Here is a 10,219-nt window from a genome sequence, read left to right as displayed (position 1 = left end):
CAAATTATATTCACAAAAACAGAGTCATTTTCTATAAAAAAATTGTATTTTACTAACAAATATCATTAAAAACAGTTCAACTTGAACATTCAAACCTTTTGGCTACAATAAAAAAAGAACAGAACCCCTACCGAGTTCTGTCCTAATATAACATTCTACCAAATCATCTCCGCAAATTCCGGGTGGTCGATGAATGGGTTGCGGTTTCCTTGGTAGTTTTCGAATATGATATTGTTGCGGCGGATTTCTCTCGCATCCACTGGGTCTTCTGCGTGCCATTGCAATAGGACGGACAGTTTTCCATGATAAGGGGCGCTGCCGTTGTTTACTAAGTTATTAATCTCTAAATCTAGCTCCCCGCTGTCTCCTTCATAGCGAACCGCCATATAGAAAATCATGCGTGCTACGTCGCCTTTTACTTCATCACGCGGCTCCCAAGAATCATTGTCATAATAGTTTCCTGGTGCTTCCGAATGCTGACTTCCACCGTTATCAAAGTCGAGATTTCCCCTGGAGGAGTTAACCGTTACATCTGTTGGTCGCAGGTGGTGAAGGTCTGTTCCAGGGCCTTGTGTGGTACCGAAGTCACCGTGGGATTTTGCCCAAACGTGCTCGCGGTTCCAGTCGTCTACACCGCCACCGTTTGTGGTCTTGGATTGAGAACGGCCGGAATAAAGTAAAAGAACATTGTTGGCGTTAGCTGGGTCTTCATCTGTATTACGCAGCGCATCCCACACGGCAGAATAGGACAGCGTCTGGTGATCGTCGATGATGTTATGCAACGCTGTTTTCAATGCGGATCCTGTTTTACCTTCTGCAGAACTGTAATACTCGTCGTAGCTTGGTGGTGGGTCCGTAGGGTCAGTAGGATCCGTTGTCCCTCCATCCACAGCCTCAAATGCAGATGCGTTTTTAACACCTGAATGAGAGAAGTAAGCTGTTAAAGAACCAGTAACCTTTAATTTTTTTCCCATTAGATTAGGGTTGCTCTGCAATCCATAACCTGAACGGAAGGAAGATGGGATCTGAACATAAATCATATTAGATGTGCTTGTTTCAGACGGACTGTCGGCTAACGCTAATGCGTAGTCGTTAGGGAAATTGCTCGTAACCACGGTATTTGTTGCGGTCGGTTGTCCCACTACATAGCCTTCAACAGTCTGAGTAGAACCGTTTTGATTGGAGTTTGCTTGACTGACAGTAAACGGAGAGCTCCAAGTGCCGGAACCTGCAGCGCTCATTTTATCAGGTACGGCATGGGAGCATGCAAGGGTGAAAGCAAATAAGAAAATAAATAAGCCTCTAACTTTTTTGTTTAATCGATTCAAACCGTTTCTCCTCCTCATGGTTGCTTTGTTACATAATTAGCGTACATCAGAAGGTTTGGGAATTGTGTAAAAATTGTGTAAAACGCGATAAATGAGGCTTTTGGAGTAGAGGGGACAGGCACCGTGACTCATCATTGTCCTGTTAATAACCGTAAATGGGTCGTCGTGCCTGTCCCCTCAGCCCGCTGTAACACGCTTGTAAACCAATCTTTACGTTGGCTCAAGGGTGGCTTAATAATATATTAGTATACTAACTCTTGTAAGTGAGATTGATAAATTCATTTTCTAGGAGGTTATTATGTTTTCTAAAAAACTTTTAACAGTATCCATGGTTGCTTCTCTTGCGGTAAGTGGGGTTGCAATGAACCATGTATCCGCTAAGAAAGAAGATAATAATAAAGAAGAAATTCGCAATGTTATTTTCCTGATTGGAGATGGAATGGGGAATTCTTATACGAGCGCATACCGTTCTCTTAAAGATGATCCGAACACTCCAGAGATGGAAGAAACGGCGTACGATCCGTATCTTGTTGGAATGCAGTCGACTCATTCTTCGGATGAAGAGGAGAGCGTAACGGACTCCGCAGCAGCTGCAACTTCCATGTCTGCTGGTATCAAGACGTACAACGGTGCGATTGCTGTTGATATGGAGAAAAAAGACGTGAAAACTATCCTGGAGCAAGCAAAAGAAAACGGGAAATCTACTGGACTAGTAGCTACTTCTCAAATTAACCATGCGACTCCTGCAGCATTCGGAGCGCATGATGAATCTCGTAACAATTATAATCAAATTGCTGATGATTACTACGATGACCTGATCAACGGCAAACATAAAGTCGACGTTCTACTAGGCGGTGGGACAAGCTATTTTGAACGTGAAGATCGCGATCTTACAAAAGAATTCGAAAAAGATGGCTATTCTTATGTAACAACTGCTGAGGAAATGGCAAAGGATGATAACGAGCAGATTCTAGGTCTTTTTGCACCAAAAGGGTTAGATAAAATGATTGACCGTCCTGAGGAACAGCCTTCCCTTAAAGAAATGACGGACTCTGCCTTAGACCGTCTGGATAACAATGAAAAAGGCTTCTTCCTAATGGTAGAAGGGAGCCAGATTGACTGGGCTGGCCATGATAATGATATCGTTGGTGCAATGAGTGACATGCAAGACTTCGAGGAAGCGTTCCAAGCAGCGATTGACTATGCGAAAAAGGACAAGCACACACTAGTTATTGCGACTGCCGATCACTCTACCGGCGGAATGGCGATGGGCCGTGACGGCGAGTACAAGTGGGATCCAACTGCCATCAAAGCAGCGAAGAAGACACCTGACTTCATCGCTAAGAAAATTGCAGAAGGAGCACCTGTTGAAGAAACATTAAAAGAATATATCGACCTTGAGTTGACAGAAGAAGAAATTCAGTCTGTTAAGGATGCAAAAGAGACAAGTGGCAGCGAGGTGTTAGAAATTGACAATGCCATTGAGAAAATCTTTGATCTTCGTACAGGAACTGGCTGGACAACGGACGGTCACACTGGTGAAGATGTGTCCGTATATGCATACGGTCCTGGCATGAATAATTTTACAGGTAAAATAGATAATACAGATACAGCAAAAGAGATTTTCAAGATCTTGAAAGAAGCTCGAAAAGATAAAGACAAGCATAAAGATGATGAATAAAGGCGTTAATTAGAAGAATTGACGACTAATTTTAAAAGCATTCCGAGTTCTTCTCGGGATGCTTCATTTTTAGGAGGTACTTTTCATGTCATTTAAACGTTATTTCATCATAGGAATTTCGGCTTTGCTTTTAGGTGGGTGTTCCATAGAAGGTCCGGAGAAAGAACAGAATTCTGTTTCACAAAGCACGAATGAGGCGGAGTCAACTAAATCTACTCCAAAAACATTCCAAGACAGTCCACAAGCCCCTGACGACAGACAATTAAAAAAGGTGGGCGAAACACTGGAAGATCAGGATGGAGTAGTCACGCTCAAGCAATATGCCAATCTAAATGAAACAAAGCAAATAGGAGATATCACCATGATGATTGAAGAGGTGAAGGTGATGAACTATCGCCCTTCTCCTGATTTGGTCGACTATTTTCACGGCTTAACCCATGAAGAAGTGGAATTCCCGTATGTTCGAGTGAATGTAAAAGTGAAAAATAACAGCGACGAACCCCTTCATTTTGCGCCGGTCGCTGAGCTTGCCACCGACCAGGGAGAAAACGTGACATGGGAAGAAGACTTCTATATTGAAAAACTAAACGGCGAACTAAAACCAGGCGAAGAAAAAGTAGGAAGTCTCGGCCTAATCATAGACGAAAGCAACCCTGAAGAACTGAAGAACCTGACGATTAAGACAAGTGAAGTGGTTAATGATAAGGAAGAGAAGATTAGAGGGGGAGAGGAGTTTACTGTTGGTTTTTAGTGGTTTGAGGGGAGAGGCATGGCGACCCATTTATCCTCCGTTAATCAAATGTGAAAGAGACATGCTGCATTGGCATGTCTCTTTGGTATAGTGGAAGGTTAGTGGATATCGTCAAGGAACCTGTCCCTACAGCCCTACTTCGTCCACAGCATAAGTAGCATCCTCATTGCTGAAACCTTCGAATTCTAGCTGTTGGATTAAGCCGCTTCTTGAGAATGCAGTGTAGTCCAGATAGTCTTGAGCCATTTGAACTGCTTGCGCTTGCCAATCTACACTTATTTTATCTACAGCATAAGTAGCATCCGCATTACTGAAGCCCTCATATTCTAGCTGTTGAATCAATCCAGTTCTTGAGAAGGCAGTGTAGTTTAGGTAATCTTGAGCCATTTGAACTGCTTGAGTTTGTGCCATAGTTTCTGCATTTCTTGCTGCTTCTTCGGCCTCTTTCTTAGCCTGCTCTTCCGCTTCTTTCTTAGCCTGCTCTTCAGCCTCTTTCTTAGCCTGCTCTTCGGCCTCTTTCTTAGCCTGCTCTTCGGCCTCTTTCTTGGCTTGCTCTTCGGCCTCTTTCTTGGCTTGCTCTTCAGCCTCTTTCTTGGCTTGCTCTTCAGCCTCTTTCTTAGCCTGTTCTTCCGCTTCTTTTTTAGCGTTTTCTTCTTCCTCTTCCTTCACAGCATCTTTATCATCTTTCTTAGCTTCAGCTTCCTCCTCTGTTTGCTCACTTTTAACGGCGCTCTCGCTTGTGGGAGGTGTAGTTATTGCAAATAAAATAAAAAATACTACTGTTCCAATTCCAAAATACTTCGCCACATTTTTTCTTTTTCTCTTGGCCTCAGGAGACCATGATAATACAATACTAGGTTTAATCATGCCTATAAAAAATGCTAAAAATGAAATGAAAAATAATATTAAAAATAAACTATCCATCAGTTTTCCTCCTAGATTTTATTTCTTCTTACTCATTCATGTCATCAGGGAACAAGATCTCATCGAACACTTCGTTTGTTTCCTCGTCTTGAATAAGAATGTTGACCTTATACTTATCAGGGTCAACTCCATCGTACATTTGATACATCATTCCACCTATGCCAAGAGCAAAAGAGGCAAATCCGTCCATGCTATTTTCATAAGTTGTTTTATCCACCACCATCGTGAATTCTGTAAACGAATTATTGTGAGTGATATCCTTAATGGAAACAAATTCACCGCTAGTTTTCATTTCTTCAATAGAATCTACGATGGACTGTTTGATTTCGGCCAACATCTCTTTATGTTTCGATTTGCTCATCTTATATGTAACAGATCCGTCCTCGTTCTTTGCAGCCTTCATTCCTTCTTTTTCCGCCTCAACGATTACAGCGTCTAAATCTTCACCTTCAAACATGGAAGCCGGAATGGTAACCTCCACATTAAATAATCCCTTGTCCACACTTGCTGCTTCGCTATCTGAAGTATCTGGGTTCGTCGCTTCTGTCGAGGAATTCCCCTCTGAAACAGCCTCACTATCACTATTAGAAGAACATGCTGTAAGTATCAACATCCCAGCTAAAAGAATCGTAATCCATAATTTATTCAAAATAATTCCTCCTACATTTCAAAATCCTCAACTAGTGTAACGTTACTGTAATATTACTGCAACACCATTTTAACATTTGGTTATATTTTACTAGATGGATAGTTAGAAAGAGGGAGATGGATTAGCGAGTATTATTAGCTTGCTTTAAGGGCCGAGGGAGAATGGAAAGAAATTCACATAGACCAATATATGTTAATTATCTCGAGAATATGAAACAAGGTGATTTAAAGGGACAGGCTCTCTGGGCCATTTATGGTGGTTCAAGGAGCCTAAGGCGGTCCCGTATTTTAATAAACTAAAAAAGAAAGACGCGGGTCATTTTATTTTTATGGAGTAGATAAAAGGGGACACAGTGTTTATACCATCGGGAAGCGCTCATCGAAGCTGGTAATCCCAGCCTTACTAAATTTCAGTAAGCTTCTTGGGGAAAGTGCTGGTTTATCCGAACGGATCATTTTCTCCAATACATCGCCGAATGTTCCATTTGCGATAATGGTCGGGGGATTTATCGCTAGGGGGTTGGGACTTGATTTCATTGGCTCTCCTCTTCTGGTCATCGGGGCTCAACAAGCGAGCTCATCCATTAAACAGTTAGTGGGTAAAACAAAGGAACACAGCCTTCACTTAAAGGATCAGCAAATCATCCATATGATAAATGAAGAGTTTCAAGCTTAATAAGTGTTTTACATAAAATATGGAGTAGAAGGAAAGATAGTATCATAAAGTTGCTAAGGTGGGTTAGCTATGGAGTCCTTTCCTATTATTCATACAAATCTTTGGGATGCTGTGATTGCCGTTCCCTTGGTCGTAATCTTTACTCAAATCTTGAAAAAGTTCGGGAACATACGAAAGCCCGTAGTGCCAATGGTAGCTAATATATTTGGACTTCTCATTTCCATCTTTTTTGCACATAGAACAAATCTTTTTGCTGGAATTTTTATGGGCATCTTTTATGGAAACGCAGCAGTCGGGATGTATGCTTCGTTAAAGACACAATGGAAAGCTTATAGAAAAGAAGAGTAGAAAAGGACAGGTTCTCAGGCCCCATTAAAGTGGGGCGAGATGCCTGTCCTTACTTTTTGCGTTGTTTAATGGTAAGAATCGTTAACGATAAAATAATCAATGAAAAGGCTGTCCAGGCCAAAAATGGTATGGTAATAAAACCAAGCCAATTTATATATTGGGCATTGCATGGAACGCCGTTTACGCATGGTTTGATTTCAGCGAAGCCTGGTACCTTTTGGACAAGATAGTGGTAAGTGGAGATGAACCATCCGATGACTGCCAAGGGAAAGGCGAACTTCTTTGCTGACAGGTCATTTTGAAAAGTGCCTATCCCAAGAATTAATACCAATGGATACATAAGAATTCTTTGATACCAGCATAAGTCACAAGGGATAAACCCTTTGATTTCGCTAAAATAAAGACTGCCTAACGTGGCGACAAGGGCCACCACCCAGGCAACATACAGATATATTTGATGGGAATTACTGTTTTCTTGCTTCATGTTACTCACCATCAAGCTCTTGTTCAATAATTTCAACCATTTTTTCGTAATCGAATGGATCTGTTAACGCTTTGTCGTTGACCATGATGGTTGGAGTCATCTCTACTTTAAATTCATCCGTCAGTTCAGAGTCAAGGCGGACTGCATCCACGATGTCTTGGCTCGTAAGGTCTGCTTTGAATTGTTCTAAGTCAACGCCTTCTGTGTTGCTTGCAATTTCGATCAACTTTTCTGTTGTAATCCACTGGCTGTCATGGTTTGCGGTAGGTTGCTCATCGAAAAGTTGCTTGTGGAAGTCCCAATATACATCCGGATTTTGCTTCCATACTGCTTCTGCAGCTGCCGCGCCTAAAGCAGACTCTTGCCCGTGGAAAAGAACATTAATATAGACAAATTTCACCTTGCCGCTATCCACATAATCTTTCACTAACTGAGGATAAGCACTTTCCCCCCATGCCTTACAAGCAGGGCATTTGAAGTCTCCAAACTCCACGATGGTTACTGGAGCGTCTTTCTCTCCAAGAACAGGTTGTCCAGAGATATCCGGCATATTTTCAAAGGATTTAGCATCCTCTTTTGTTGCTTGGGTAAGGATGATGATTGCAGCTAATAATCCGACAATAACAAGCGTCAAGATCATGATTAATTTAAAAGAATTATTGTTTTTCTTTGCCATGTAATCCTCTCCAATTTTTGCTTTTTTGATAAACCGATTTCGGGTTAAATTCTATCAGAAAAATAGTTAGATAGTCGAAGTGTTTTGTGACAAATTGGAGAACGGGTAATGGGCTTATCAGTTTGGCTCCACGTGGACATGCACGTCATGAACGCCATATTCCTTCATTAATATTGCTTCCACACGAGTTGAAATATCATGAGCTTCTACGATGTCGAGTGTAGATTTCACAAGGATAACGACATCGATTACTTCGTTGTTTCCATAGTTACGTCCACGGATTTCTTTAACACCTTTTACCCCCTCAAGTTGTAGGATGATAGTTCGGTAGTGTTGAATTTTCTCCTCATCAAACCCATCAGATAGCTCATGAGAAGCTTCACGGAAAATTCCCCAGGCTGTATGGCAAATTAGCAAACCAACAAGAATTGCTGTTACTGTGTCAAGCCAAGGCATGCCAAGTTGCGAGCCGACTATTCCAATAGCAGCTCCAATGCTCACCCAGGCATCTGAGACATTATCTTTTGCCGCGGCCATCACCGATTTGCTCTGAATTTTCATAGCAAGCTTCTTGTTATAGCGATATACCAAATGCATGACCACAGCAGAAAAGAAAGCAACATAAGCCGCCATGACATCTGGAGCTTCCTTACCACCATCAAACATGGTCAAGAAAGCATCCAATACCACTTGAACCCCGACCGCCACCATAATAAAAGAGGCAATCAAAGCAGCGATGGTCTCACTTTTCCAATGACCGTACCCATGATCTTCATCTGGAGGCCGTTGTGATAGTTTTAGTCCTATGAGAACTGCGAGAGATGCGATGATATCGGTTGTATTGTTGAGTCCATCCGCCTTTAGAGCAGCGGAATCGGTCATAAAGCCAACCACCAGCTTCAGAATGGACAAACATATGTATGCAACGATGCTAATGATTGCTCCTCGCTCCCCGAGTTTAAGATTATTATATTTTTCTTGTTCCATTATTTTGCCTCCCTGATTTGCACTTACATATAATAGCAAGCAAGAATCGAGTGGGTCTAGAGCAACCTTTTTGCCCTGTGGTATATGAATGAGAGGGTTGCAAATATGTTGAACAGGGGAAAGTTTGGGTCGGGGGGACAGGGACGAAGACAAAGTGCTGGAAGGCGGATGTAGGAACATTAGGAATCTATACGCCCGAAGCTTAATTTAAAACGGGCAAAGGGTAAAATAGAAGGCGTCTAAGGTTTGGGTGTTTGGAAGAGAAGATAGATTTTTTAGTTGAAGAAAGTGCCATTTATTAGTGTCTATTGCTAGAACAATCGGATAAAATAGGGTTGTACGCATTTTATACTAGGGGTGAAGATGATGTCTGTAGATGTTTATCTTGTATTTGATGGGAATTGTAGAGAAGCGGTTGAATTTTATGCAAAGGTGTTTCAAACAGAATCTCCGCAGATTATGACTTTTGGGGAAAGTCCGCAACATCCGGATTATCCACTTCCTGAGGAGGCGAAAGAACGCATCATGCATACCCGCCTCTCTATAGATGGAAGCAACGTGATGTTCTCCGACACCTTCCCGGGGCAAGAATATATTCAAGGCAACAATGTTACACTGGCACTGGTTAGCCATAGCACAGATGACTTGACATCTTGGTTTGAGCAGTTAAAAGAAGGCGGAAAAGTTGATATGGAACTGCAAGAAACCTTCTGGAGCAAGCTTTACGGGCAAGTAACCGATAAGTTTGGCGTGCACTGGCAATTAAATTTTGGAGAATAAAGATTATGATAAAAATGCCTTCGTTAATGAGGGCGTTTTTTTTATATGTATTTGATGTTTTGAGGCAGACAGGTAGTGCACAGATATAGGTGATTAAGAAAGATGGTACTTTGCTCCTTAGGTAAGATGGAGGGGGGATACCATCTTTTTTTGTTGTTAAATGGGTCATGATGCCTGTCCCCTCGGTTCTTTTTCACTGGGTCTATACTACTTTTTTTGTGTATTGTTCGACAAAGTATTTACAATGTTCTGAAAATAATCTAGTTTTATATTATTAATTTTTTATGTAACAAAATTTTTTTTATGGGATAGTAAAGGGGTTTTTTAGAGTGAAAGAGATTTTTGTGATTCAGACTCAGGAACAGTTGAAGGTCTTTTCGGATAAAAACAAGACGGAGATTTTGAACATCATGATTGCTGCGAAGAAACCATTGAGTGTGAAGAACCTTGCGCAGACATTGGACCGAATTCATTCCAAGGTCAATTACCATGTGCAAGCATTAAAGGCGAACGGTTTTATTGAATTAGTACATAAAGAAGAAAAAGGGGGAGTGATTGAGAAGTATTATGAGCCTGTGGCAAAGATTTTCAATGTAGATAAGTCTCTACTGGAATTTAGTGATGGGAATGATCCGGACAGTGAATTAAAGGCGATGCATCGCAAGGTAATCACAAAGGTCTACAATGATTACCTAGAGTGGGTGGAGGAATCGTTAAGTGTGAAAAACACAAAAGAAATTCAACTCATGTACAATACGGTTTTTTTAACAGAAAAAGAGGTTAAAGAGATCAAGGCGAAGCTCTATGAAGAATTTATGGAGTGGTACCGAACGAAGGGCAACAACGAAGAGCAGGCAGAACAAAAAGATGCTTATTCATTAGGGATGCTGTTATTTCCAAAAACAAATAAAGAGGATATCTAGGGGGAGTATTTAA

General features: G+C 41.4%; 11 protein-coding genes and 1 pseudogene. 6 read left to right on the top strand and 6 right to left on the bottom strand.

Annotated elements, in window-relative coordinates; all coding sequences use genetic code 11:
- Positions 1-155: 155 nt before the first annotated feature.
- Entirely contained in the window at positions 156-1,241 is a 1,086-nt protein-coding gene (locus LC091_RS15065; protein WP_226683090.1) for an endonuclease, read from the bottom strand.
- A gap of 385 nt (positions 1,242-1,626) precedes the next feature.
- Here LC091_RS15065 and LC091_RS15060 point away from each other — a divergent pair, with 385 nt between their 5' ends.
- Both LC091_RS15060 and LC091_RS15055 read left to right on the top strand, forming a co-directional pair.
- Positions 1,627-3,009, top strand: coding sequence for an alkaline phosphatase (locus tag LC091_RS15060; protein WP_319003676.1), 1,383 nt, complete (start codon positions 1,627-1,629; stop codon positions 3,007-3,009).
- 85 nt (positions 3,010-3,094) lie between these two features.
- Positions 3,095-3,760: a DUF4352 domain-containing protein gene (locus tag LC091_RS15055; protein ID WP_226682851.1), complete on the top strand. Its 666-nt coding sequence runs from the start codon at positions 3,095-3,097 to the stop codon at positions 3,758-3,760.
- A 126-nt stretch (positions 3,761-3,886) separates the two neighbouring features.
- On the opposite strand, the gene LC091_RS15050 is transcribed toward LC091_RS15055, so the two are convergent.
- Both LC091_RS15050 and LC091_RS15045 read right to left on the bottom strand, forming a co-directional pair.
- A complete protein-coding gene (locus LC091_RS15050; RefSeq protein WP_226682850.1) occupies positions 3,887-4,684 on the bottom strand; it encodes an Ltp family lipoprotein in 798 nt (265 codons plus the stop codon).
- Positions 4,685-4,712: 28 nt separating this feature from the next.
- Entirely contained in the window at positions 4,713-5,333 is a 621-nt protein-coding gene (locus LC091_RS15045; RefSeq protein ID WP_226682849.1) for a hypothetical protein, read from the bottom strand.
- 357 nt (positions 5,334-5,690) lie between these two features.
- On the opposite strand from LC091_RS15045, the pseudogene LC091_RS20575 reads away from it, so the two are divergent.
- Together LC091_RS20575 and LC091_RS15035 are read left to right on the top strand one after the other, a co-directional pair.
- A pseudogene (locus tag LC091_RS20575) lies at positions 5,691-6,008 on the top strand (DUF3189 family protein); the annotation flags it as partial.
- 69 nt (positions 6,009-6,077) lie between these two features.
- On the top strand, positions 6,078-6,356 hold the full coding sequence (locus LC091_RS15035; protein ID WP_226682848.1) for a hypothetical protein: 279 nt from the start codon (positions 6,078-6,080) through the stop codon (positions 6,354-6,356).
- Between the two features lie 49 nt (positions 6,357-6,405).
- On the opposite strand, the gene LC091_RS15030 is transcribed toward LC091_RS15035, so the two are convergent.
- From LC091_RS15030 to LC091_RS15020, 3 genes are all read right to left on the bottom strand, one after another.
- Positions 6,406-6,840, bottom strand: a complete 435-nt coding sequence (locus LC091_RS15030) for a disulfide oxidoreductase (RefSeq protein ID WP_226682847.1) — start codon at positions 6,838-6,840, stop codon at positions 6,406-6,408.
- Between the two features lies 1 nt (position 6,841).
- Entirely contained in the window at positions 6,842-7,516 is a 675-nt protein-coding gene (locus tag LC091_RS15025; RefSeq protein ID WP_226682846.1) for a DsbA family protein, read from the bottom strand.
- Positions 7,517-7,633: 117 nt separating this feature from the next.
- Complete coding sequence (locus LC091_RS15020; RefSeq protein WP_226682845.1) at positions 7,634-8,503, bottom strand: cation diffusion facilitator family transporter; 870 nt, start codon at positions 8,501-8,503, stop codon at positions 7,634-7,636.
- 366 nt (positions 8,504-8,869) lie between these two features.
- Here LC091_RS15020 and LC091_RS15015 point away from each other — a divergent pair, with 366 nt between their 5' ends.
- Positions 8,870-9,283: a VOC family protein gene (locus LC091_RS15015; RefSeq protein WP_226683088.1), complete on the top strand. Its 414-nt coding sequence runs from the start codon at positions 8,870-8,872 to the stop codon at positions 9,281-9,283.
- A 329-nt stretch (positions 9,284-9,612) separates the two neighbouring features.
- On the top strand, positions 9,613-10,206 hold the full coding sequence (locus LC091_RS15010; RefSeq protein ID WP_226682844.1) for a winged helix-turn-helix domain-containing protein: 594 nt from the start codon (positions 9,613-9,615) through the stop codon (positions 10,204-10,206).
- Positions 10,207-10,219: the final 13 nt, after the last annotated feature.

The sequence above is a fragment of the Sutcliffiella horikoshii genome (assembly GCF_020524325.1).
Classification (GTDB): Bacteria; Bacillota; Bacilli; order Bacillales; family Bacillaceae_I; genus Sutcliffiella_A; species Sutcliffiella_A horikoshii_D.
Note: the sequence above shows the minus strand (reverse complement) of the source record. Positions and strands in the feature narration are given on the sequence as shown.